Annotated in this window: 22 protein-coding genes and 1 pseudogene; 13 read left to right on the forward strand and 10 right to left on the reverse strand. The window is 66.0% G+C overall.

The window, feature by feature from the left end; translation table 11 throughout:
- From L0C59_RS04645 to L0C59_RS04655, 3 genes and pseudogenes are all read left to right on the forward strand, one after another.
- Positions 1 to 1,034, forward strand: a pseudogene (locus tag L0C59_RS04645) (5-methyltetrahydropteroyltriglutamate--homocysteine S-methyltransferase); the annotation flags it as partial.
- Positions 1,018 to 1,989 carry a ribonucleotide-diphosphate reductase subunit beta gene (locus L0C59_RS04650; protein ID WP_243090044.1) on the forward strand — a complete coding sequence of 324 codons (972 nt, stop codon included), beginning with the start codon at positions 1,018 to 1,020 and terminating at the stop codon, positions 1,987 to 1,989. The pseudogene L0C59_RS04645 and the gene L0C59_RS04650, both read left to right, overlap by 17 nt.
- 12 nt (positions 1,990 to 2,001) lie before the next feature.
- Positions 2,002 to 3,672 carry a ribonucleoside-diphosphate reductase subunit alpha gene (locus L0C59_RS04655; RefSeq protein ID WP_243090045.1) on the forward strand — a complete coding sequence of 557 codons (1,671 nt, stop codon included), beginning with the start codon at positions 2,002 to 2,004 and terminating at the stop codon, positions 3,670 to 3,672.
- On the opposite strand, the gene L0C59_RS11110 is transcribed toward L0C59_RS04655, so the two are convergent.
- On the reverse strand, positions 3,669 to 4,043 hold the full coding sequence (locus tag L0C59_RS11110; protein WP_279232521.1) for an aquaporin: 375 nt from the start codon (positions 4,041 to 4,043) through the stop codon (positions 3,669 to 3,671). The genes L0C59_RS04655 and L0C59_RS11110 overlap by 4 nt on opposite strands.
- A 41-nt stretch (positions 4,044 to 4,084) precedes the next feature.
- Positions 4,085 to 4,390 carry an aquaporin gene (locus L0C59_RS11115; RefSeq protein WP_279232522.1) on the reverse strand — a complete coding sequence of 102 codons (306 nt, stop codon included), beginning with the start codon at positions 4,388 to 4,390 and terminating at the stop codon, positions 4,085 to 4,087.
- Positions 4,391 to 4,466: 76 nt separating this feature from the next.
- Here L0C59_RS11115 and L0C59_RS11120 point away from each other — a divergent pair, with 76 nt between their 5' ends.
- The gene (locus tag L0C59_RS11120; protein ID WP_341474737.1) at positions 4,467 to 5,327 is read left to right on the forward strand and encodes a TroA family protein; all 861 of its coding nucleotides are present in this window, start codon (positions 4,467 to 4,469) and stop codon (positions 5,325 to 5,327) included.
- 60 nt (positions 5,328 to 5,387) lie between these two features.
- On the opposite strand, the gene L0C59_RS04670 is transcribed toward L0C59_RS11120, so the two are convergent.
- The 5 genes from L0C59_RS04670 to L0C59_RS04690 form a co-directional block, all read right to left on the reverse strand.
- A complete protein-coding gene (locus L0C59_RS04670; RefSeq protein ID WP_243090046.1) occupies positions 5,388 to 6,293 on the reverse strand; it encodes a ferritin-like domain-containing protein in 906 nt (301 codons plus the stop codon).
- Between the two features lie 26 nt (positions 6,294 to 6,319).
- The gene (locus L0C59_RS04675) at positions 6,320 to 6,826 is read right to left on the reverse strand and encodes a CHRD domain-containing protein (protein ID WP_243090047.1); all 507 of its coding nucleotides are present in this window, start codon (positions 6,824 to 6,826) and stop codon (positions 6,320 to 6,322) included.
- Between the two features lie 8 nt (positions 6,827 to 6,834).
- Positions 6,835 to 7,461: a ferritin-like domain-containing protein gene (locus L0C59_RS04680; protein ID WP_243090048.1), complete on the reverse strand. Its 627-nt coding sequence runs from the start codon at positions 7,459 to 7,461 to the stop codon at positions 6,835 to 6,837.
- A gap of 71 nt (positions 7,462 to 7,532) precedes the next feature.
- A complete protein-coding gene (locus L0C59_RS04685) occupies positions 7,533 to 8,150 on the reverse strand; it encodes an anti-sigma factor (RefSeq protein WP_243090049.1) in 618 nt (205 codons plus the stop codon).
- Positions 8,140 to 8,697, reverse strand: a complete 558-nt coding sequence (locus L0C59_RS04690; protein WP_243090050.1) for a sigma-70 family RNA polymerase sigma factor — start codon at positions 8,695 to 8,697, stop codon at positions 8,140 to 8,142. The genes L0C59_RS04685 and L0C59_RS04690 overlap by 11 nt, the downstream gene beginning before the upstream one ends.
- Positions 8,698 to 9,196: 499 nt before the next feature.
- Here L0C59_RS04690 and L0C59_RS04695 point away from each other — a divergent pair, with 499 nt between their 5' ends.
- Together L0C59_RS04695 and L0C59_RS04700 are read left to right on the forward strand one after the other, a co-directional pair.
- Positions 9,197 to 10,189 (forward strand): pyridoxal phosphate-dependent aminotransferase, encoded by a 993-nt coding sequence (locus L0C59_RS04695; protein ID WP_243090051.1) that lies wholly within the window; start codon positions 9,197 to 9,199, stop codon positions 10,187 to 10,189.
- Between the two features lie 168 nt (positions 10,190 to 10,357).
- Entirely contained in the window at positions 10,358 to 12,268 is a 1,911-nt protein-coding gene (locus tag L0C59_RS04700; RefSeq protein WP_243090052.1) for a cobyric acid synthase, read from the forward strand.
- Here L0C59_RS04700 and cobO read toward each other — a convergent pair.
- Genes cobO through cobT form a run of 3 tightly spaced genes read right to left on the reverse strand, consistent with a single transcriptional unit; the run spans position 12,265 to position 14,523 of the window.
- Positions 12,265 to 12,828, reverse strand: coding sequence for a cob(I)yrinic acid a,c-diamide adenosyltransferase (gene cobO / locus L0C59_RS04705; protein ID WP_243090053.1), 564 nt, complete (start codon positions 12,826 to 12,828; stop codon positions 12,265 to 12,267). The genes L0C59_RS04700 and cobO overlap by 4 nt on opposite strands.
- The gene (locus L0C59_RS04710; RefSeq protein WP_243090054.1) at positions 12,807 to 13,505 is read right to left on the reverse strand and encodes an adenosylcobinamide-GDP ribazoletransferase; all 699 of its coding nucleotides are present in this window, start codon (positions 13,503 to 13,505) and stop codon (positions 12,807 to 12,809) included. Before L0C59_RS04710 ends, cobO begins: the two co-directional genes overlap by 22 nt.
- A gap of 4 nt (positions 13,506 to 13,509) precedes the next feature.
- Positions 13,510 to 14,523, reverse strand: coding sequence for a nicotinate-nucleotide--dimethylbenzimidazole phosphoribosyltransferase (gene cobT, locus L0C59_RS04715; RefSeq protein ID WP_243090055.1), 1,014 nt, complete (start codon positions 14,521 to 14,523; stop codon positions 13,510 to 13,512).
- A 25-nt stretch (positions 14,524 to 14,548) separates the two neighbouring features.
- On the opposite strand from cobT, the gene L0C59_RS04720 reads away from it, so the two are divergent.
- The 7 genes from L0C59_RS04720 to L0C59_RS04750 all read left to right on the forward strand — a co-directional run bounded on the left by L0C59_RS04720 (position 14,549) and on the right by L0C59_RS04750 (position 21,604).
- Positions 14,549 to 15,067, forward strand: coding sequence for a histidine phosphatase family protein (locus L0C59_RS04720; RefSeq protein ID WP_243090056.1), 519 nt, complete (start codon positions 14,549 to 14,551; stop codon positions 15,065 to 15,067).
- The gene (gene cbiB, locus L0C59_RS04725) at positions 15,064 to 15,909 is read left to right on the forward strand and encodes an adenosylcobinamide-phosphate synthase CbiB (protein ID WP_243090057.1); all 846 of its coding nucleotides are present in this window, start codon (positions 15,064 to 15,066) and stop codon (positions 15,907 to 15,909) included. The genes L0C59_RS04720 and cbiB overlap by 4 nt, the downstream gene beginning before the upstream one ends.
- 316 nt (positions 15,910 to 16,225) lie before the next feature.
- Positions 16,226 to 18,367: an alpha-amylase family glycosyl hydrolase gene (locus L0C59_RS04730; protein ID WP_243090058.1), complete on the forward strand. Its 2,142-nt coding sequence runs from the start codon at positions 16,226 to 16,228 to the stop codon at positions 18,365 to 18,367.
- Between the two features lie 67 nt (positions 18,368 to 18,434).
- Positions 18,435 to 19,121, forward strand: coding sequence for a gamma-glutamyl-gamma-aminobutyrate hydrolase family protein (locus L0C59_RS04735; protein WP_243090059.1), 687 nt, complete (start codon positions 18,435 to 18,437; stop codon positions 19,119 to 19,121).
- A 213-nt stretch (positions 19,122 to 19,334) separates the two neighbouring features.
- Positions 19,335 to 19,805, forward strand: a complete 471-nt coding sequence (locus tag L0C59_RS04740; protein WP_243090060.1) for a DUF2680 domain-containing protein — start codon at positions 19,335 to 19,337, stop codon at positions 19,803 to 19,805.
- Positions 19,806 to 19,862: 57 nt separating this feature from the next.
- Entirely contained in the window at positions 19,863 to 20,534 is a 672-nt protein-coding gene (locus L0C59_RS04745) for a response regulator transcription factor (RefSeq protein ID WP_243090061.1), read from the forward strand.
- 170 nt (positions 20,535 to 20,704) lie between these two features.
- Positions 20,705 to 21,604: a sensor histidine kinase gene (locus L0C59_RS04750; RefSeq protein WP_243090062.1), complete on the forward strand. Its 900-nt coding sequence runs from the start codon at positions 20,705 to 20,707 to the stop codon at positions 21,602 to 21,604.
- The last annotated feature ends 37 nt before the right edge of the window (positions 21,605 to 21,641 follow it).

The raw sequence follows: 21,641 nt of genomic DNA on the forward strand, positions 1-21,641 counted from the left end.
CGCAAAAGGACCTGGGCCTTCCCCCCTTTCCTACCACCACCATCGGCAGCTTTCCCCAGACCCAGGAACTGAGGGCACTCCGCCGGCGCCTGCGCTCAGGGCAGCTGGACCCCGCGGCCTACCGGGCAAGGATACAGGAGGCCATCCGGGAGAACATCCGCCTTCAGGAGGAGCTGGGCTTGGACGTTCTGGTCCACGGGGAGCCAGAACGAAGCGACATGGTGGAGTTTTTTGCGGAGCGCCTGGAAGGCTTCCACACCACCCAGGGGGGTTTTGTCCTCTCCTACGGGAGCCGGGTCTGGCGCCCCCCCATCCTCTTTGCCCCGCCCAAGCGCCGGGGATCCTTGGTCCTGGAGGAAACCCTCTACGCCCAAAGCCTAACCCCCAAGCCGGTAAAGGCCATTCTCACAGGCCCCATCACCCTGGCCGCCTGGAGCTACCTGCCCCAGGGGGTAGGGTTCCGGGAAGCCGTCTTGGCCCTGGCGGAGGCGCTGAGGGAGGAGGTGAGGGAGGTGGCCGCCCATGGCATCCGAGTGGTGCAGGTGGATGAGCCCGCCCTCCTGGAGAAACTCCCCTTACGGGCTGAGGACCACGCGGGTTATCTGGCCCTGGTGGGGGAGGCCTTCTCACGGGTGGTGGGGGGCCTGGGCCCTGGGGTGCAGGTGCACCTTCACCTTTGCTACTCCGACTACGCCGCCTTAAGGCCCTTTCTGGAGGCCATGGACCCGGATGTGGTGAGCCTCGAGGGGGCCAGGCAGGACCCGGGCTTCCTGGAGGCCCTAGCGGACCTCCCCGTGGACCTGGGCCCCGGGGCCTTTGACGTCCACTCCCCCCTGGAGGCCAGGGTGGAGGAGATCCTAGCCCGGCTCCAGGGTTACCTGCGGCACCTGCCCCCGGAGCGCCTGTGGGTGAATCCCGACTGCGGCCTCAAAACCCGGAAGCCGAAGGAGGCCGTGGCCAACCTCAGGAACATGGTGGAAGCCACCAAAAAGCTAAGGGAGCGCATGGGAGGAAAGGATGCTGACAGAACCTAGACCCCACTACCGCCCCTACGAGTACCCCAGGCTTCTGGACTATCGGGACGCCATCCGGCACAGCTACTGGCTCCACACGGAGTTTAGCTACACCGCCGACGTGCAGGACTACGCCCTCGCCCCCAAGGAGGTGCGCTCCCTGGTGGAGCGCTCCCTCCTCGCCATCGCCCAAGTGGAGCTTTCCGTGAAGCTCTTCTGGGCCAGGGTTTACGAGGTCTTCCCCAAACCCGAAGTGGCGGAGGTGGGCATGACCTTTGCGGAAAGCGAGGTGCGCCATGCCAACGCCTACGCCCACCTCCTGGAGCTCCTGGGCCTCGAGGACCGCTTCCAAGAAGCCCTGGAAAGGGAAACCGCCCTCCGGGAAAGGCACCGCCGGTTGGGAGAGGTGCTGGCCCTTGCCCACAAGGGTAGCCTTAGGGACTACGCCCTGGCCCTCCTCCTCTTCTCCGCCTTCACCGAACACGCCTCCTTGTTCTCCCAGTTCTACGTGCTCATGGCCTTGAACAAGCGCCTAGGCCGGTTCAAGGGGATCTCCAACGCCATCGAGGCCACCAGCAAGGAGGAGAACCTCCACGGCCTCTTCGGGGTGGAGCTCCTCCGCATCCTCAAGGAGGAAAGGCCGGAACTCTTCCGCCCCCCCCTCGAGGAGGAGGTGCTGGACGCAGTCCGGGCCTTCTTCCGCGCGGAGGAGGCCCTGCTGGACTGGATCTTCGCCCAAGGGGATGTGGCGGCGGTGGCAAGGGATGAGGTTCTGGAGTTCTTGAAGTGGCGGTACAACCAGACCCTCTCCCTCCATGGCCTTCCCGCCCCCTTCCCCGTGCAAAGGGATCTCCTGAAGGACACGGAGTGGTTTGACCTGGAGCTGTTGGCGGACAAGGAGGTGGACTTCTTCAACAAGAGGAGCGTGGCCTACGCCCGCAGGGTGCAAAGCTACGACCCGGAAAGCCTTTTCTAAGGGGAGGCGAGGATGCTAAAGACCAAAAGGGAATACGAGCCCTGGTACTGGGCCAATGAGTGGACGAGGCTCTACATGAGCCGGGGGTACCTGCTCCCCGGGGTGACGGTGGAGGAGCGGGTGAGGGAGATCGCCCACCGGGCGGAGGCCCTGACCCGCATAGAGGGCTTCTCCCGCAAATTCCAGGAGTACATGGCCAGGGGCTGGTACTCCTTGGCCACCCCCATCTGGGCCAACTATGGCCTCAGGCGGGGCCTTCCCATCTCCTGCTACGGCACCTACGTGGAGGACGATACCGCCTCCATTCTCAAGGCGGTGGCCGAGATCGGCATGATGAGCAAGCAGGGCGGGGGAACCTCCGTCTACCTGGGCACCTTGCGCCCCCGGGGAGCCCCCATCCGGGACAATGGGGAGAGCAACGGTTCCTACGCCTTCGCCTCCCTCTTTGACCGGGTGATCGAGGTGTTCAACCAGGGCTCAACCCGGCGGGGCCAGTGCGCCGCCTACATCCCCATAGAGCACCCTGATTTTGAAGAGTGGCTGAAAATCCAACGGGAAGGAGGGGAGATCCAGTCCCTCTTCTGGGGGGTCTCCGTGGGGGATGCCTGGCTGGAGGAGGCCATCGCCGGGGACAGGGAGAAGCGGGAACGGTGGGCCAAGGTCCTCAAGAGCCGTGCGGAGGTGGGGATTCCCTACCTTTTCTTCCGGGACAACGCCAACCGCCATGCCCCAGAGATCTTCAAGAAACTGGGGAAGATCATCCACGCCTCCAACCTCTGCACCGAGATCATGCTCCCCTCCGGCCCCGAGGAGAGCTTCGTCTGCTGCCTTTCCTCCTTAAACCTTCTCCACTTTGACGAGTGGAAGGACACGGATGCCGTGGAAACCCTCACCATCTTCCTGGACTCGGTGCTGGACGATTTCATTGAAAAGGCGGAGGGCATCCCCTACATGGAACGCGCCGTGCGCTTTGCCAAGCGGTATAGGGCCATCGGCATCGGAGTCCTGGGCTGGCACAGTTACCTGCAGTCCAAGGGGATCCCCCTGGAGAATCCCGAGGCCCTGTTCCTCAACAACCTCATCTTCAAGACCATCCGCGAGAAGGCGGAGGAGGCAAGCCGCTGGCTGAGAAAGCGCCACCCTGAGGACGAGCTGGCCCAGGTCATGGAAAGGCGAAACGCCACCCTTCTGGCCGTCGCCCCCACCAAGAGCAGCTCCTTCATCCTGGGGCAGGTTTCCCCCTCCATCGAGCCCTACACCAGCAACTACTACCTCAAGGACCTGCAAAAGGCCCGGGTGCCCTTCAAGAACCCCTTTCTGGAAGAGCTGCTTCGGCAAAAGGGCAAGGACGAGGAAAGGGTGTGGCGGAGCATCCTGGAGAGGAACGGCTCCGTGCAGCACCTGGATTTCCTCTCGGACGAGGAGAAGGACGTTTTCAAGACCTTCGCCGAGGTGTCCCAGAAGACCCTCATCAACCTGGCCATCGGGCGGCAGAAGTACATCGACCAGGGGCAGTCCCTGAACCTGGTGATCCACCCTGAGGCCCCGCCCAAGGACGTGAACGAGCTCTACCTGCACGCCTGGCGAGGCGGCCTCAAGGCCCTCTACTACCAGTTCAGCACGAGCACCGCCCAGGCCTATAGCCGCGACCTCCTCCTCTCCTGCCGGGCCTGCGAGGGCTAGCCCTTGAAAACCCCAAGGCGGTGGTAGAGGAGGGTGGCCCCCAGGGCTCCCAGAAGGGGGAAGAGGGCCGGGACCAGAAGATAGGGGCTAGCGGCTCCCTCTACCCCCAAAAGGCCCGCCAGAAGCCTGGGGGAAAGGTCCCGGGCAGGGTTGAGGGCAAAGCCGCCAGGCCCTCCCAGACCATAGCCCACCGCCGCCACGGTGAGGCCCAGAAAGAGGGGAAGAAGCCGGGTGTCCCGTGCGGCCACCAGGATGACGGCCATGATGGCGAAGGTGCCCAGGGCCTCGGCCACCGCCGGGCCGGTCCAGCCATAAAGGGCCTCGGGCGCGGTGCGCAGGAAGCCCGGTCCCGTGGAGAACACGTTGGGCATCCCTTGGGCAATAAGCCCCTCCCGGTAGGCCAGGAAGGCCCCTAAAGCGCCCAGGAAACCCCCGGTAAATGCCCTATCAGGTAAAGGGGAACCAGGCGCCAGGGAAAGAGGCCAAAAGCCGCTAGGGCCAAGGTCACCGCCGGGTTCAAGTGAGCCCCGGAAAGGGGCCGGCTGGCCAGAACCCCCACCAGCACCGCCAGCCCCGATCCCAAGGCGATGGCGTCATAGCCGTAGGCACCCGGGGAGAGCCGGAGCTCCAGCAGCGCATCGGCCGCACTGCCCACCGTCAGAAGGACCGGGAGAAAGGTTCCAAGAAGCTCACCAATGAAAGCCTTTGCCACGCGCATCACCTCCTGTCGCTATAGGCCTTTCGTCAGGTAATGGTCAAAGATTTAAAAGAGGAAAGAGGGTTAAGCTAAGAGGGTGCGGGTGGTCAGCCTGGTGCCCTCGGGAACCCTCCTCCTAAGGGCCTTGGGCCTCGAGCCCGTAGGGGTAAGCCACAGCTGTCCTAATCCCCAAGGCGTTCCCGTGGTGACGGAAGGCCTTATCCCCAAGGGCCTCCCCCAGGAGGAGATCGACCGGCGGGTGCGGGAGGCCCACGGGAGGGGGGAGCCCCTCTACAAGATCCGGGGGGAGGTCCTGGCGGTCTTAGAGGCAGACCTGCTGGTCAGCCAAGGGGTCTGCCAGGTGTGCGCGGTCACCCCCCAGCAGGCGGCCCTGGCCACCGCCTTCTTCCCAAGGCCCCCCAGGGTGTTGGAACTCCGGGGCACCCAGCTGGAAGGGCTCTTCCTGGATATACGGGCCCTGGCCCAAGCCCTGGACGTGGAGGAGAGGGGAAGGCATTTGGCTCAGGAGATACGGGAAGGGCTTTCCCGTCTGCCCCCGCCTCCCCCTAGGCGTCCCTCCGTGGCCTTTCTGGAGTGGCTGGACCCCCCCTACCTGGGCGGGCACTGGGTACCGGAGCTGGTGGCCCTGGCTGGGGGCCGGTACCTGGGGCCTGAGCCGGGTACGCCCAGCCTGCGGGTGGACCCCATGGACCTCCCGGAAGCGGAGGTGGTCTTTATGGCCTTCTGCGGCTACAGCCTCGAGGAGGCCCTGGCCGCGGTGGCGGACCACCGGGCAAGAGGAGGGTATTTGGACCGCTATCTTCGGGGACGGCAGGCCTACCTTGTGGACGCTGGGCCCTTCCAGGCCCTGACCCACCGGGTGGCAGAGGGGGTCTGGACCTTGGCCCACCTTCTACGAGGGAAGGGGGTTTCGCCTCATCTAGCCAGGCCTCTTTGAGGGGTAGGGGACAAAAGGGGGTAGCCCAAGGGCTGCCCCCCCATAGCCCTACCCCGGGTCCTACGAGGTCCGGAAACGGCCGTTCAGGCCTTGGGGGAAGAACCCACCCATGCTGACGCCGGTGTTGCCGGTGAGGTAGACGATCCTAAGCACCTCGCTCACCGTGCGGCCAAAGGCCACCCCGTTGGCATCCGCGGGGACCAGGTTGGCCTTTCCCATCTTGGTGATCCCCTCGTCCTTACCCCCGCCCACCTGGGCCCTGAGGTTGCTGATGGCCTGAACCACCTGCTCCACGGTGAGGTCTGGGGTCACCGGCTCATCCTTTCTCTGGTAGAGGAAAAGGCGGGTGGCCCCCGCATGGTAAGCCTCCACGGCCAGGATGCCGGCGGCAGGGTCCAGCACGTTGTTTCTATCGGTGATGAGGGGTGCCGCCCCCTTGTAGGCCGTCACCCCCACATCCTCGAAGATGAAGGCCCCATGCAGGAAGAAAAGCTCGTTGGCAAAGGGGTTAAAGTTGGTGATGGCCCCATTGCTGGCCAGCCGGCCAGCCTCGCGGAAGGCCTGGTCCAGGTCGATGACGGGCCTGGCTACAGCCGCGCTCCCCAGGGCTTGGCGCAGGAAGCGCACGTGGGCCAGCTCATCCTCGGCCAGCTCCTCGGCAAACTGCCTCACCGCCGGGCTCAGGCCCGGCACCGGCTGGGTGCCGTCGAAACCCTGGGGCAGGCGGATTTCCGCGTTGCCCCCCAGGTTGCGTATATCCCCGATGCGGCCCACGGCGGCCAGGTAAAAGGCCGCCTCCAGGTACTCCAGGTTCAAGGCGAAGTTGAGGATGTCCACGTCCTGGTTAGGGCTTTGCCCCATGCCAGGGGAGCAGGCCACCAGGCCGCCCCCACCCATCACCAACCCCGCTCCTACCAAACCCGCGCGTTGCAAAGCCTCCCTACGGCTTAAAAGGGCCTTTTTCATGGGATATCTCCTCCCTTTCCCATCTCCTACCGCACTGGGATTTGCCCCCGTAGCTCCCCGGCACGGAAGGCGGTGGTGTGGATGTCCAGGTAGAGCTCTCCCCGGAAAAGCCGGGAGCGGTCCTCGAGGCTAAGCTCAATCCGGTCCACAAAGGTGGCGCTCCTCCCATCCGGTGCGGGGTTGACCCGCAGAGCCTGAATCAAGGGTCCGTTCTGTCCCCGGGGGCCCCGGTGGAGGTGAACGGCGCTGGTGAGCCGAGCGTTGAGGACAGGATCCTCCACCGGGTCCCGGGTGTAGTCGCGGAAGGGCCCCGCCAGGTTGGCCACCGCCCCCTGGAGCAGAAGGCTTGGCCCCTGCACCTCCACCCGTACCACCGCCAGGGCCGGGGTGTCCACGGGATTCGGCACCACCTCCGCTCCCGTCAGGAGGACGGCCCGGACCAGGCCCCCCTGGGCCCGGGCCGAGTCCAGAAACACCGCCACCCAGCCTGCTCCCAGTAGACCGGCCAGGGTCAGCGCGTCCCTACGGTTCACCCTACCCCCTATTTGCGGATGAAGCCCTGAACCGCCTTGGTGGCTTCCTCCGGAGTGATGGCCTTGGCGAAGGCCCGGCCCACGGGGGTCTGGGGACCCTCTACCTTACCCCCTAGCTCAAGCACGGCGTCCCGGGCCAGGGCCAGGTGGGCCTCCTCGTTCATGGCGATGCTGGCCGCCGCTGAGAGGACCGCCTTGTTCTGGATAAGGGGAATGGCCCCCAGGTAGGCGCCGGTGAAGGCGGTCTCCAAGGCGATCAGGGTTTCCAGAACCCTAAGCCGGCTGGCGGCATCAAACCGCAGGTCCCCATAGGTGAACTGGGGCCGGGCCACCGGGGTGGCCTTGAAGGGCCCCGCTATGGTGTCCCTCAGGGCCTGGACGTGGGCCTCCTCGTGCTTGAGGGCCTCGGCCAGGTAGTCGCGGATCTCCCCGGGGAAGGGGACCATGAGGGCGCGGGTGTAGAAGTCGCTGGCCAGGTACTCCGCGGTGAGGGCCAGGTTGAGGATGTCCAGGTCCTCCACCCCCTTGGCCTGGGCCAGGGCCTGGCCCAGGAGCCCCTTGGCAAAGGCCGTGGAGAGCCCGGCCGCGGTCAACACCTTCACAAACTGCCTGCGCACCATGGTTTTCTCTTGCATAACCTCACCTCCCGTGAGAGGGCTCCTCTGCCCCCTCGCTCTCCCCTTCGCAAGGAGGTGGGGTTTTGGATTTAGCGGGGAAGACCGAACAGGGTGGTGGGCTTGGGGCTTCCCCCAGGGGGCTCCAGGGAAACCGCTATGGCGAGGGCTTCTGGTGGTAGGCGAAGGCTCTTTAGGGGCAGACGGAAGGTGGATAGGGGCATGGGGTCGCCTCCACCCAGTCCCCAGGCTTGGAACACCTTTCCCCTGGGGCTGGACCGGTTCAACAGGACCAGGGCGGTCCGGTCAGCCCTTAGGATCACCCGGCCCACCACCTCCCCTTGGGGGCTCATCAGGGTAAGGACCTGGGTGGTGGGCTCCCGCAGGGCCAAGAGCCAGCCTCCCCCCAGGAAGGCCCCATACCCCAGGGCCAGCAGGAGGAGGACCGCCGCCGCCCGCCCCACCCAGCCCCAGGGTGAGGGGCGCCGGAGGGCGCGGATGCGGGCCATCACCTTGGCCTCGAGGCCCGGGGGAATGGGGGCAGGAGGAACCCCCTCCGCCAGCTGGGAAGCGGCCTCCATCAAGGCCTTGGCCTCGGCCCAAAGCTCGGGGTAACGGGACAGGGCCTCCTCCACCCGGGAGCGCTCCTCCGGGGAGAGGGCACCCAAGGCGTAGAGGGGCAGGAGGTCGCGCACCTCCTCAGGGCTCACGGAGCACCTCCTTGAGGCGCAGCAGGGCGCGCCTAACCCGGGTCTTTAGGGTGCCCAGGGGGATCCCCAAAAGCCTCGCGGCCTCCTGGTGGGAGTGGCCTTGGTAGTAGAGGATCTGGATCACCTCCTGCTCCTCTGGGTCCAGGTGCCTTAGGGCCCCTTGGAGACGGATACGGTCCAGATGGCCCTCCTCGTCCAGGCCGTCCCCAGGCAGGTCGAAGGCCTCCTCCGCCTCCTCCCCCTGGGGCTCCAGGGGCTTGGGGCGGGCCTCGAGGCGGCGGACGAAGTCCACGGCGGTGTGGTGACCAACCGCCAGGAGCCAGGCCCGGGCCGAGGCCCGCCGGGGGTCAAACTGGCGGGCGTTTTTCCAAACCCTGACAAAGGCCTCCTGCACCACATCCTCCTGGGCATTGGCGTCTAGGCCCATCCTGCGGGCCAGGCCCAAAAAGGCCCCCGCGTAGCGCCGGAAGAGCCACCGGAGGGCCTCCTCCTCGCCCCTAGCCACCAGGGCTAGGAGGGCTTCGTCGGAAAGGCCCTCGAGGCTCATCCTCCGCCCATCCTACCCTACGCACACCCCCTGGGGGTTGGTTTTAGCGCCCTTCCCGAAGCCAGCTGGCTCTAGAATACCATTCACTTCCTGCTCTCAAGAGCTCCTTGACCTTCTGCAAAGCTCTATCCCGGCCATCCCGGCTTCCTAGTCGGGCTCCGGCGAACACCCTTAGGCCCTGTCTCCCTCCTGGAGGCCCGCAGCCGGTTCCACGGCCCACCCCCAGGGGAGGAGGTCCGCTACACCTTCCCGGTCCTCGCCCCCCCAGGACCCCAGGCACTACGTGCGCCTGGCCAGCCGGATGGGGTACCGGAGGAGAGGGCACCTGGACTATCCCTCCCATGCGACCCTAGGGGATCCTCGCCTAACGCCAGGCACCCATTCCTGCGGCGTGGGGCCAGACCTTGGTCCACCGCCATTTCCAAGCCACCCCCCTTCCCTACCCGAGATCGTCGCCCCACCTAAGATGCCCTCAGGAACCCCGCCCTAACATGGGGTTATGTTGGACGACGTCTTGAAGCCCATCCATGGCGGTCCCGACGGGGGGCCTGAGCCCCTTTACGACTTCTCCACCAACGCCAACGCCCTGGGCCCCAACCCCGTGATCCTGGAGTACCTGGAGGCGAAGGACCCAAGCCGCTACCCCGACCCCCTTTACCGGAACCTTCGGCAAATGCTGGCGGAAGCCCACGGGGTCACCATGGAACAGGTGGCGGTGGGCACGGGCAGCAGCGAGCTCATCCACCGCCTGGCCCGCTGGAACTACCTAAGGGGCCCCATCCTCCTCCTGAAGCCCACCTTCAGCGAGTACGCCCGGGCCGCCAGGGCCCTGGACCTACCCCTTTGGGAGGCGGAAACCCCGGAGGACTTCCTAAGGCTTCTTCCGCGAAGCTCCCTGGCCTTTCTTTGCGTGCCCAACAACCCCACGGGGGAGGTTTACCCCTTTTTGGAGGAAGCGGCCGAAAGGGCGGGCGGAGCCTTGGTCCTGGACCTGGCCTATTATCCCCTCCTGGAGGGCCCTCCTCCCCTGCCCCAGGAAGCTTGGCTCCTCTTTGGCCCCAACAAGGCCCATGGCCTTACGGGGGTGCGGGCCGGGTACCTGGTAGCCCCCTTGGACCTCACCTATTTCCAGCACCTGGCCCCTTCCTGGCCGGTTTCCGTGTACGGGGAAGCCCTCCTGGAAGGCCACCTAGACCCCAGGGCCCAGGCGTGGCTGGAAAAGAGCAAAAGGGAGCTCCAAAGGCTTAGGCGCCTTCTGGCCCAGGGCCTGAGGGGCCTGGGCCTCGAGGTGCGGGAAAGCCCCGCCAACTTCCTCCTGGTGCGGGTGGGTCGGGCCACGGAGGTGGCAAGAGCCCTCCGGGAAGAGGGCATCCGGGTGCGGGACGCCACCAGCTTTGGCCTAGGGGAGTGGCTCAGGCTTTCCGCCCAAAGGGAGGAGGCCATCCAGGCCCTTTTGCAAGCCCTAAAGGAGATCTTGGCCCGGGTACACTGAGGGGATGAAGGACCTGGCCCCTTGCCTCAAGGAGACAGCTTGGCTATGGGAGGCCCTCTATCCCTTCAGCCCCCATGCCCGCCTACCCTTGAACCGGGATCCCCTAGGACGCGGTCTGGTCCCCGGGGGGGATAGGGCAGGTCCTGGCCGCCCCAGTGGGGGAGTGCCATGAGGGCCAAGGCGCTTGCCATCTGGGGCACGGGAAGCGGCGTGGGGAAAAGCCTCCTCACGGCAGGACTCCTCCGCCACTTCCAGCGCCTGGGCCTAAGGGTAGCCCCCTTCAAGGCCCAGAACATGTCCAACCACGCCCGGGTGGTGGTGGGGGGGGAGATGGCCAGCGCCCAGTGGCTCCAGGCCATGGCGGCGGGCGTTCCCCCTGAGCCCCGCATGAACCCCGTGCTCCTGAAGCCCATGGGGGAAAGGGGTTCCCAGGTCATGCTCCTGGGCCGGGCCAGCCCGGAGCTCTCCCGCCTGTCCTGGCAGGAGCGGCGGGCCCATCTGGATGGGACGGTGCGGGAGGCCCTAGAAGGGCTTCTCCAGGAGTACGACCTGGTGGTGATGGAAGGGGCGGGAAGCCCCGTGGAACGAAACCTTTGGCCCGACCTTCCCAACCTGAAGGTGGCCGAGTGGGCGGGGGCCAAGGCCCTGCTGGTGACGGATGTGGACCAGGGCGGCGCCTTGGCCGCCCTCTACGGCACCTGGGCCCTTCTCGGGGAGCACCGGAAGCGGCTACTGGGGTTCGTGCTCAACAAGTTTCGGGGAGACCTGGAGCTTCTAAAGCCCGCCTACGGGCTTCTGGAGGGGTGGACCGGGGTACCCGTTCTGGGAACCCTACCCATGCTGGGGCTGGAGCTTCCCGAGGAGGATGGGTTCCGCCATCGGCCAAAGCCGGGCCTGGGCCCCAAGGTGGCGGTGCTCCGTTACCCCCATACCTCCAACCTGGATGAGTTTTGGCCCCTAAGCGAGCTGGCCCAACTGGTGCACGCCCGCACCCCCGAGGAGGCGGAAGGAGCCTGGCTCCTCATCCTTCCGGGAAGCCGGCTACCCGCAGAGGACCTCCCCTGGCTAAGGGGCTTCCTACCCCTGATCCAAGGCCACCTGGCCCAGAACAAGCCGGTGCTGGCGGTCTGCGGCGGAGCGGAGATGCTTTCCGAGGCCATCTGGGACGAGGAGGGGGTGGAGAAATGCGGCCACTTCCCCGGGCTCGGCCTACTTCCCTTCCAGGTGCGGCTGGAAGGGTCCAAGACCTTGGAAGAGAGGCGCATCCGCCTGGAGGGCTTGCGGGGCTTTTGGAGCAGCCTGAATGGCCTCGAGGTGGAGGGGTACGAGATCCACCACGGCCAGGGCCTGCCCCTCCTCCACCAGGAAGGCTCCCTCCTCGCCACCTGGCTCCACGGCCTCCTGGAAAACCCCGGGGTGCAACGGGCCCTCTTCGGTAAGGAGGCCAAGGGGCTGGAGGATTCCTTGGAAGAGCTGGCCCAAGCCCTGGAGAACCACCTGGACCTGAAGGCCCTTCACCGGGCCCTGGGGCTTGGGGGAAAACCCCAGTCCCTCGCCTCCTGGCCAAAGACCCCAGACCCTCCCCCTAGCCCCGGCCTCGTCCTTCTCCTAGGCGGGGCGAAAAGCGGCAAAAGCCGCCACGCCCAACGCCTGGCCGGGCCCTTGGCCACCCTCATCGCCACCGCGGAGGCCCGGGACGAGGAGATGACGGCCAGGATCGCCCGCCACCAGGCCGAGCGCCCCCCCACCTGGCAAACCCTGGAGGAACCCCTGAACCTGGTGGAAGCCCTGGCCAAGGCCCACCACCCCACGGTGGTGGTGGATTGCCTGACCCTCTGGGTGGCCAACCTTCTGGAAAGGGGCCTGGATCCCTTGGAGGAGGCCAGGCAGTTCCTGGAAACCCTACGCCATAGCGGCAAGCGGGTCATCGCCGTGAGCAATGAGGTGGGCATGGGGATCGTGCCCGCCCACCCCTTGGCCCAGCGCTACCGGGACCTCTTAGGGGAGGTGAATGCCCTTTTCGCCCGGGAGGCAAAGGAGGTTTACCTCATGGTGGCGGGCCGGGCCCTTAGGCTTTAGTGCTCTATCCCCCTTTGCGCCGGAACCCCTTGGTCAAAGGCGTGCTTGACCTTGCGCATCTCCGTGACCGTGTCGGCCACGTCCAGCAGGGCCCCCGGGGCAAGCCGGCCCGTCACCACCACGTGCACGTGGGAGGGCCGGTGCTTTAGGACATCCACGAACTCCTCCAGGGAAACCCATCCGTAGCGCAAGGGATAGGTGGCCTCGTCCAGGACCACCAGGTCCCACTCCCCCGAGAGGATGGCCTTCTTGGCCCGCTCCCAGCCCTCTTGGGCCAGGGCCTTGGAGGCCTTGAGGTCCCGGCTTTTCCAGGTGAAGCCATCCCCCAGGCCCTCTATGGGGATGCCCAGCCGGGCCAGGGCCCGGTGCTCCCCAAAGCGGGCGCCTTGGTGCTTAAGGAACTGGAAGATGCGAACGTTTAGGCCCCGGCCATGGGCCCTTAGGGCCAGGCCGAAGGCGGCGGTGCTTTTGCCCTTGCCGTCCCCCGTGTAGACCAAAAGGAGGCCCCACCGCTCCCCCTCGGGCTTAACGTACGGCTTCACCCGCTTAGGCTCTTCCATAGGGCATAGCCTAACAAGCCCCCAAGCTCCGAGAGGGCGATCATGGCCCCGAGGACATCCCCGTTGATCCCGCCCAGGCGGGCCACCGCAAAGCGGGCCACCAGGTAGGCGGCGAGCACGGTCCAAAGGGCAGGCCAGGGGTAAAGGAGGGGAAAGGGAAGGGCGAGGAGGAAGGCCCCCCAAACCGGCCCCCCGCGGATGAGCCCAGCCATCCCCGGGTGCAGAAGGGGATACCGGTTCAGGAAGGGTAGGATGGCGAAGCGGGCGAAGCCGGGGAGGAGAAGGAGGAAAAGGGGTTCGGGCCCCAGGGCCAAGGCCTGCCAAAGGAGGAGGAGGTAAAGCCCCCCCACCCCAAAGGCGAAGGGACCCAGGTGGGGGTCCTTAAGGATGCGAAGCCTTTCCTCCTTGGATCTCGAGGCCAAAAGGGCATCGGCGGAGTCCAGAAGCCCGTCCAGGTGCAAAAACCCCGTGAGGCCCAAAAGGCAGGCGAGTAGCAAGGCCGCCAAGAACCCCTGGGGAAGGGGGAGAAGGGCCAAGAGGAATAGGGGAAGCCCGAGGGCATAGCCCGCCAAGGGGAAGAACAGGGTACTTCGCCGAAAGTCCTCCGGACTGGTCCCCTTGGGGGCCAGGGGATACACGGTGAGAAGGCCCAAGGCCAGGCGCAGGGCGCGGAGCATGGGCCTAGGCGCGGTCGGAAACCCCCGCCTCCTCGAAGGTGGCCATGTGCAGAATGCGGGCCGCCGCCCGCAGCAAAGGCATGGCCAGCACCGCCCCTGTTCCCTCCCCCAGGGCCAGGTCCAGGTCCAATAGGGGCCTTAGGCCCAGGGCCTCGAGGATGTACCGGTGCCCGGGCTCCCGGCTCCTGTGCCCGGCGAAGAGGTGGTCCTTTACCCGGGGATTCAGCCTAAAGGCCAAAAGGGCCCCGGCGGAAACGGGAAAGCCATCCAGGACCAAGGGAAGACCCCTTTCGTACCCCTCCAGATAGACCCCCGCGATGGCCAAAAGCTCCAGTCCTCCCAGCTCCGCCGCCACCTCCAAGGGGTGCATCCCCGGGCGCAGGCGGCTCAAACCCCGGGCCACCGCCTCCCGTTTCCGCCCAAGACCCTCCTCCCCCACCCCCGTGCCCGGGCCCACCACCGCCTCCGGGGCAAGGCCCAAGAGGGCAGCGGTGAGGGCGCTGGCCGCGGTGGTGTTGCCGATGCCCATGTCTCCCGCCGCCAGCACCCTGGCTCCCCGGTCCACGGCCCAACGGGCCGCCTCCCTTCCCGCCTCTAAGGCCCTTTCCGCCTCCAGAAGCGTCATGGCGGGCTCCCTGGCCAGGTTTCCCGTCCCCGGGCGCACCTTACGCTTAAGCAAACCCGGATGGTCAGGCAACTCCCCCTTTACCCCCACGTCCAGGACGTAGACCTGGCAGTCTGCCACCTGGGCTAGCTGGTTGATGGCCGCCCCTCCCCGGAGGAAGTTCAGGACCATCTGGTAAGTGACCTCCTGGGGGTAGGCGGAAACCCCTTCCGCCACCACCCCGTGGTCGGCGGCGGCCACCACCACCGCCCCTGGGCCCAGCTCCGGTTTCAGCCTTCCCTGGATGGCGGCAAGCCGTATCCCTACCTCCTCCAGGTACCCTAAGGACCGGGGCGGCTTGGTAAGCCGGTCCATGCGCTTCTGGGCCGCCTCTAGAACCTCCTGGTACCCCATACGCCCGGAGTATAAGCTAAAGCCCGTGGAGCTCTGGTTGGTGCGCCACGGGGAGACCCAGTGGAACCGGGAACACCGGCTTTTGGGCTGGACCGACCTGCCCCTTACCCCCTTGGGGGAAGCCCAGGCCCTGGGCCTAAAGGGGAGGCTTCCCTCCTTCCCCGCCCATAGCTCGGACCTAAAGCGGGCCTGGCAAACCGCTACCCTGGCGGGCTTCCAACCAAGCCTGGCCCCCGCCTTGAGGGAGATCCACTTTGGCGCCCTGGAGGGTACCCTGTGGGAGGAGCTGGAGCGCGGGTACCAGGAGGCCCTCCTCCGGTTCCAGGGCTTCAGCCCCCCTGGGGGGGAGAGCCTCGAGGCCTTCCAGGAAAGAGTTTTCCGCTTTCTGGAAGGGCTTGCCGGTCCCGCCCTTCTCTTTACCCACGGAGGGGTGATCCGGGCGGCCTTAAGGGCTCTGGGGGAGGATGGCCTCATCCCACCGGGAAGCGCCTTGATCCTGGACTGGCCCAGGCGCGTTTTGGACCAGCTGGCGCCCGGAGCATGACCCTTCTCCTCGCCCTCCTCCTGGATGCCCTCCTCGGGGAACCCCCGGCCCGCTTTCATCCCGTGGTCCTCATGGGCCGGTACCTGGCCTGGGCCTGGCCCCGGGTGCGGGGTTTCTGGTCCGGGGCCTTCTACTGGGGCCTCGGGGTTTTCCTCTTCACCTTCCCCGCCCTCCTTCTGGACCTCCTCCTGAGGCCCCTGGCCTGGGACTGGGTGGCCTTAGGGTTTCTCCTAAAGCCCCTTTTCAGCTTGCGGATGCTCCTGGAGGAGGTGCGGGCGGTGGAAGCCTCCTTGGGCCGGGACCTGGAGGAGGCCAGGGGCAGGCTTTCCCGGATCGTGAGCCGCCCCACGCAGGACCTCTCCCCGGAGGAGATACGGGAGGCAGCCTTGGAGAGCCTGGCGGAAAACCTCTCGGATAGCCTCCTGGCCCCCCTCCTCTACTACGCCCTCTTCGGTCTGGCCGGGGCAGCCCTGTACCGGTATGCCAACACCGCCGACGCCATGTGGGGCTATCCCCAGCATGGCTCCCGGGGCACCGTGGCCGCCCGAGCCGACGACCTTCTTAACCTGGTTCCCGCTCGCATCACCGGCCTCCTCCTATGTCCCCCCAGGCTTTGGCTCAGGCTTTTTAGGGAGGCTCCCAAGACCCCTTCCCCCAACGCGGGATTTCCCATGGCCGCCTTGGCTTTGAGGCTTGGGGTGCGTCTGCGCAAACCAGGAGCGTACGCCCTCAACGAAGAGGCCCCCTCCCCTACCCCTGAAAGCACGGCAAGGGCTTTGTTCCTCGGGGGTTCGCTGGGCTACGGGGCGGGTATGGTTCTAGGGCTCCTCCTTGGACCCTAAAACCCATCTCCGTTTACCCCCCGGTATCCCCTCCTGCGGCGGTACATTGGGGGCAGGGGCCCCACCCTTACCCCAAAGGGTCGCCCAATCCCCTTTGGTGCCCTCCCCCCACCCCAGAACCGGCGAGGCTCTAGCCCTGCACGAGGGCCATGGGGATGAGCCCCAAGGCCCGCTCCACGCGCACGGCTGGACCAAGGGGGGGGCCTGTGCCCCGCGGGTTAGGGGTCAGATGCCAGGAGCATTCCGGCGGGCGAGGGGTTCCACCAGGATTAGCCTATAATGGAAGCGCTTTTATGCTGCAGGGACAGGAGGCCATATGCTGAGGATCCTGGCGGTTTGGATAGGCCTAAGCCTAGCCCTGGCGGTACCGGTCACCTTCCGCTACACCCCTCCCCCTGGCCTCGAGGTGCGGTCGGTCAGCCTAAGGGGCTCCTTCAACCAGTGGGGGGAAACCCCCATGCAAAGGGAAAACGGGTCCTGGGCGGTCACCGTGGACCTGGACCCTGGAGAACACCAGTACAAGTTCTTCATCAACGGCCAGTGGCCCAAGGACATGTGCCACGATCCCACCTTCGGCACGCCCATGGTGGACCCCACGGCGGCGGGTTGCGTGGACGACGGGTTTGGGGGCCAAAACGCCGTGATCCTGGTCCAGGCCATGGCCCCATCCCCGCCTCCCACAGGGCCCGTAGCCCTGGAGTTCGCCCACGACCCCGGAAAGGCCCAGTACGTCTCCGTGGCGGACGGCAAGCTTTCCCTCCGCTTTACCGCTGGTGAAGGGGCGGTGGCCGCCGCCTGGCTCGAGGCCCCCTTCCTGGGAAAGGTCCCCATGCACCGCCAGCTGGTTTTCCCAGGAACGGAGGTGTGGCGGGTGGCGCTGCCTTCGGCACCGGAGACCTACCGCATCCTCATCAAGACCCAAGGTGGGGAGGAGGAGGCCTTCGGGCCCTTCCGCCCTCCCACCCGCCCCTTTTCCCAGGTCCCCTGGGTGGGCGGGGGCGTGGGGTACCAGATCTTCCCCGAGCGCTTTTACAACGGGGATCCCCAAAACGATGCCCTTGCCTTGGAGAGCGACGAGTACCTGTACAACCTCCTTTGGCAGCGCTCCGGAGGTCCAAAACCCCACCTTTCCCGCTGGACCGACCCCCCTTCCCCCCTGCACTGTTGCCACCAGTACTTCGGAGGGGATCTCGCCGGGGTCTTGGCCAAGCTTCCCCACCTCGAGGCCCTGGGGGTGACCCTGATCTACTTCAATCCCCTTTTTGACTCCGGTTCAGCCCACGGCTACGACACCCACGACTACCTTAAGGTCTCACCCAAGTTTGGTGACAAGGACCTTTTGCGAAGGGTTTTGGACGAGGCCCACCGCCGGGGCATGCGGGTGATCTTCGACTTCGTGCCCAACCACACCGGCCTAGGTTTTTGGGCCTTCCAGGACGTGGTGAAGCGGGGCCCCCGTTCCCCGTATTGGAACTGGTACTTTGTCAAACGCTGGCCCTTCGTGCCCGGGGACGGAGCCGCCTACGAGGGATGGTGGGGCCTGGGAAGCCTGCCCAAGCTGAACACCGCCCATCCCGGGGTCAAGCGTTACCTGATGGAGGTGGCCAAGTACTGGATCCGCTTTGGTTTTGACGGGGTGCGGGTGGATGTGCCCGGGGACGTGCTGGACCCCCACGCCTTCTTTAGGGACATGCGGGCCGAGCTGAAGGCCATCAGGCCCGATGCCTACCTGGTGGCGGAGGTGTGGCAGAGGGACCCAAGTTGGCTCCAAGGGGACGAGTTTGACTCCCTCATGAACTACGCCATAGGCAGGGATATTCTCCTGCGGTTCGCCAAAGGCGGCCACCTGGCCCTCTACAACGCCCGCCGGGCCCTTGCGGACCTGGCGCGGGTATACGCCCTTTACCCCGAGGCCGTGGCCGGCATGGGCTTCAACCTGATCACCTCCCACGACACCGCCCGCCTGCTCACCGAGCTCGGGGGCGGGGGCCTCAAGGACACCCCAAGCCCGGAATCCCGAGCCCGGCAAAGGCTTGCGGTTGCCCTGCTCTATGCCCTCCCCGGGGTCCCGGTAACCTTCCAGGGGGATGAGTGCGGCTTCACCGGGGAGCGGCCAGCCGAGTCTCCCCATGATCTCCAGCGGTATCCCCTTCAGTGGGAGAGGTGCCATGGGGAAACCCTGGCCTTCTACCAGGGGCTGGCCCAGCTGCGCCGGGAGCTTCCCGCCTTAAGGAGCGCGGTGTTCCGCACCTACCTTGGCGAGGGGCACCTGCTGGCCTTCCTGCGGGGCGAGCCTGGGGAGGGGGAGGTGCTTTCCGCCTTCAACAGCGGCCTCGAGGCCACCATCCTTCCCCTGCCCCCGGGAGGGTGGCAAGACCCCTTGGAGGGGCGCACGTACCGGAGGGAGGTGAGCATACCCCCCCTGGGCTTCCGCTATCTGGTCCACATGGGCCGCTAGCAAACCCCCAGGAGGCCAAAGCTCGAGGACGCCCACCCAAAACCCTCCCTTGCCGTAGCATGGGCCCATGCGCCTCATCGGCATCGCCACCCAGTACCGCATGGCCGAGGGCCTCCTAGCCAAAAGGTTCTGGGGCCTTTTGGAGTTCTATCTGGAAGCCCTCTCCTCCCAGGGCCTGGCCTATGTTCTCCTCCCGCCCCAGGGCCCGGAGGCCCTGGAGAAGATCCTCCCCCACCTGGACGGCCTGCTCCTACCTGGGGGAGGGGATGTGGACCCGGATCGCTTTGGGGAAGAACCCCATCCTAGGCTAGGCGAGGTCCTTCCTGAGCGGGACGAGCACGAGATCTTCTTGGCTCGCTACGGAGCGGAAAAGGGCCTTCCCACCTTGGGGATTTGCCGGGGAATCCAGGTGATGAACGTGGCCATGGGGGGAACCCTTTACCAGGACCTCGAGGCCCAGGGCTTCCACGAGATCCAGCACCAACAAAAAAGTCCCCCTCCTGCCCTGGCCCATGGGGTGAAGCTGGTGGCCGAAAGCCCCCTCTCCCGCCTCTTCCCCCCTAGCTTCCGGGTGAACTCCTACCACCACCAGGGGATCAAGGCACTGGGAAGAGGCCTAAAACCCATCGCCCTGTCCCCGGATGGCCTGGTGGAGGCGGTGGCCCTGGAGGGCCACCCCCTTTTCCTGGGGGTACAGTGGCACCCGGAACTTCTCAAAAAACACTGGCCTCTTTTTAGCTTGCTTAAAACCTAGTCGTTCACCTTCTGTTCACAGTACCGGCCTCCCTCTTTCACCCGACCAGGCCTAGCCTTAAGCCGACCTGGGGTGAGGAAGCCCGGGTCGGAAAGGAGAGGGATCATGAAAGGCAAAGCTTGGATCGCTATTGTAGGGCTCGCGGCGGTAGGGTTGGCGCTGGCCTACGGGCCTAGGGGGGGCCTTGGGGGTCCCAACGTGCCAGGGACCGGTATGGCTTCCCCGCAGCTGGGAGTGACCACGGGGCTTGCGGGAACCCTCCACGATGAGGTGGCTGCCCTTTTGGGCGTAACCCCGGAAGAGCTCATCGCCCTGCACCAACAGGGGAAAACCCTGGCCCAGATCGCCCAGGAGCTGGGAGTGGACCCCGCTAAGCTGGAAGCCCAACTGATGGAGATCCGCAACGCTGCCATCGAGGAGGCGGTTAAGTCCGGGGCTCTCACTGAGGCCCAGGCGGCCATGATGAAGGCCCGCACCCAACAGGTGGTCCGGGCCATGCTCCAACGGGAGATCGGGCCCAATGCAGGCTTCGTCTATGGTCCCGCCTGGGGAGCCCAGGCCTACGGCCGCCGTACGGGCCAGCCCGTGGGTCCCGGCGCACCCCAGGGCCCCGGGTATCCCACCTGCCCCTACTTCCCTCAAGGGGGTAGCTTCGGCCCCTTCGGCCCCTGGCGGGGTAGATAAGCTAAAGCCCAAGGGGCTCCCCCACGGTGGGGGAGCCCCCTCGAATAAGCTATGGGCATGCCCGGCGAACTGGTTTTGGTGGTAGAAGACGAGCCCCAGATTGCCGACACCCTGGAACGCTACTTGAGGGCAAACGGCTTTCGAACCGAACGAGCAGGGGATGGAGAGAAGGCGCTGGAGCTCTGGCGGCGTGCGCGGCCCGACCTGATCCTCCTGGACCTCATGCTACCCAAAGTGGATGGCCTCGAGGTCCTCAAGCACATCCGGCAAGAGGACCGCACCCCCATCATCGTCCTTACCGCCAAGGCAGAGGAGGTGGACCGGCTCTTGGGACTCGAGCTGGGAGCAGACGACTACGTGGTCAAGCCCTTCAGCCCCCGCGAGGTGGTGGCCCGGGTCAAAGCGGTCCTCCGCCGGGCCCAGGGCCTGGTACGCTTACCCAGCCACGTGCAGGTGGGCCCTTTGCAAATCGACCTGGAGGCCTTTCGTGTGCGCTGCCAAGGTAAGGACCTCGTCCTGACCCCCATTCAAGTGCGCCTCCTCTACCTGTTGGCCAGCCGGACGGGAAAGGCCCTGACCCGAGAGGAGCTACTTTTGGGGCTGGGCACCGACGCCGACGAACGCACCGTGGACGCCCATGTGAAGAACCTACGAGCCCGCCTAGGCCCCTGTGCCGCCATGGTGGAAACCATCCGGGGCTACGGGTACCGCTTAAGGGAAACGCTATGAGCCTCACGACGCGCCTTGCCCTATCCATGGCCCTAGTCGCCCTCCTGGTGGCTGGGCTATCGGGCTTTCTAGCCTACAAAGTTGCCTCGGGCCACCTGGAAAGAGCTTTCGCACTAGGAGCCGGTCCAGGTAATCCCTTGGCGCCTCGCCCAGGGCTACGACAGGGAAGGATGTTAGCCGAACTTAGGTCCTCCATCGCCCTCTCAGCAGGAGCCGCTTTGCTCCTAGGCTTGGGAACGGGAACCCTTTTGGCCCTGGGCCTAGTCCAACCAGTGCGGGAACTTTCACGAACCGCTGAGGCCTACCGTCAGGGGAACCGGACCCGCCGGGCCCGGGTGAAGGGACGGGACGAGCTGGCTCAGCTGGCCCAAGGGTTTAACCAGCTCCTGGAGGAGCTGGCTCAGAAGGAAGCCCAGGAAAAGTTGCTTCTCTCGGACATCGCCCACGACCTCCGTACCCCCCTCACGGTGTTGCAGGCGGACCTCGAGGCCCTAGAGGACGGCCTCCTTCCTTGCACGCCCGAACACTTAAGGCGACTGCAGGGAGAGGTCCACCTTCTCTCCCGTTTGGTGGAGGACATCCGCCTCCTGAGCCTGGCCGAAGCCGGGGGACTGCACCTCTCCTTAGAGCCCTTGCATCCCGGGGCCTTGGCCCTGGAGGTACTCCAGGCCCATGCCTCTCGGGCAGGGGCTAAAGGAGTGCGCCTGGCCTTAAAAGGGGAGGCCCCTCTTATCCGGGCGGATAGGGAGGCCTTCCTACGCATCCTCAACAACCTAATGGACAACGCCCTCCGCTATACCCCTGAAGGCGGTACGGTCACCCTGGAACTTTCCCAGGAAGAGGGATGGGTACGCCTGACCGTCCGGGATACTGGGCCTGGGCTGAAGCCCGGAGAAGAGGAGGCCGTCTTCCGTCGCTTTTACCGGGGTGATCCCGCTCGGTCTCGGGGAGGAAGCGGGCTCGGTCTAGCTATTGCCAAGGCCTTAGTGGAAGCCATGGGAGGGCAAATCCAGGCGGGTAACCATCCCGAAGGCGGAGCCATGTTTACCCTCGGACTACCAAAAGCCTAGGCCGCTTACGCTCCGTTTACGGGGAGGGATTAGCATC

This window comes from Thermus neutrinimicus (assembly GCF_022760955.1).
Taxonomy (GTDB): Bacteria; Deinococcota; Deinococci; order Deinococcales; family Thermaceae; genus Thermus; species Thermus neutrinimicus.